General features: G+C 34.6%; 1 protein-coding gene and 1 pseudogene. One reads left to right on the forward strand and one right to left on the reverse strand.

Annotated features, from left to right (window positions below; genetic code table 11):
• Positions 1-582: DUF4372 domain-containing protein (locus IEV18_RS16950; RefSeq protein WP_188393511.1), on the reverse strand; the 582-nt coding region annotated here is incomplete at its 3' end.
• 131 nt (positions 583-713) lie between these two features.
• Here IEV18_RS16950 and IEV18_RS16955 point away from each other — a divergent pair.
• Positions 714-1,274 (forward strand): annotated as a pseudogene (locus IEV18_RS16955) (MBL fold metallo-hydrolase); the annotation flags it as partial.

Here is a 1,274-nt window from a genome sequence, read left to right on the forward strand (position 1 = left end):
ATCAAACACATACATGGCTTCTTTGTCATCGACGAGAACTTCTAATTGATTTCGGTCGTGTTCTTTTGCTGGTGTGATGGCTGCTTTTTCCGGATAAACGGTGTTTTTATCCATGAATACAAGTCTTAAATGAAGTTTCACGCCAGCTTTTGTTTTGCGAAACGTTGCCCATTTGTAATTCGTTAAATTAAGAGGCAATGTGCTAGAATCAATGATCTTCAATGGCATGGAAGAATTCAGTCGCTTTTTGTGAAATCCCTGGATCTGATAGACGAGATCCAGAAACAAAGCTGCCAAAATCGCTGGGTCTACCTCATTGTTTTTACGCGAAAGCTGGGATGCACTAATCGATTCAAACCCGAGTGCCTTTTGCAGGTCATCATTAAGTAATGCATCACTCATTGCCTCCAGGCTTTCCGTTTCATGAAGCTGTGCGAAAAGTAAAAGTTTGATATATGCCTTTGTCGTTAGTTTCTTTGTGTAATAATCTTGTTTCAGATTTTCTGCTTGTTCATAAACTTTTTTAAAATGAATAGGTGCAATCCATTTACTAAATGATGATAATCGTGTATTCTTGTCCATAATGGGTTCCTTTATATTGGATTTGGACAGGAAGCCACCCGTCCTATTCAGTATAAAGGATTTTTTTATGGACAAACCACTAAATAATTGAACATTCTTAGTATTTTTTGTTTTTAGATTTAATTTATGCAATGCTAGTGATTGAAAATGAAATAATAAAAAGTGGTTATCAAATGCAGAATTTAAAGAATATCATTATTACTCACTATGACGACGATCATATTGGTTCGTTATATGATTTTAAAACAAAATATCCTTGGATAAAAATTATCGCTAGTGACATAGAGTCCAAATTCATTAGCGGTGAAAAAAAGGCGAGAGATTAGTTCAAGCTGAAGACTTGTTGGCTAAGTTATCAAAGGAAGAAAAAGAATTTGGCATATGGTTTATTCAACAATTAAAAAGCTTGAAGCCATGTATCAGTGGATATGAAAGTGTGGATGGCGACAAAATTCTTGATGGATAACGTACGATTATTGAAACTCCTGGACACACTTCCGGTCATATTTCCTTATATTTTCCTTCATTACATACTGTTATTACGGGTGATGCAGCGGTTAATGAAGAGAATAAAAAGGCTATTGCAAATCCACACTATTGTTTGGATATCGAAAAAGCTGAGCAGTCCTTGAAAAAAATCAAATCTCTTAATCCTAAAAATATCTATTATTATCATGGTGGAAAAATAATGT

This window comes from Compostibacillus humi (assembly GCF_014637175.1).
In the GTDB taxonomy this organism is placed as follows: Bacteria; Bacillota; Bacilli; order Bacillales; family Amphibacillaceae; genus Oceanobacillus; species Oceanobacillus humi.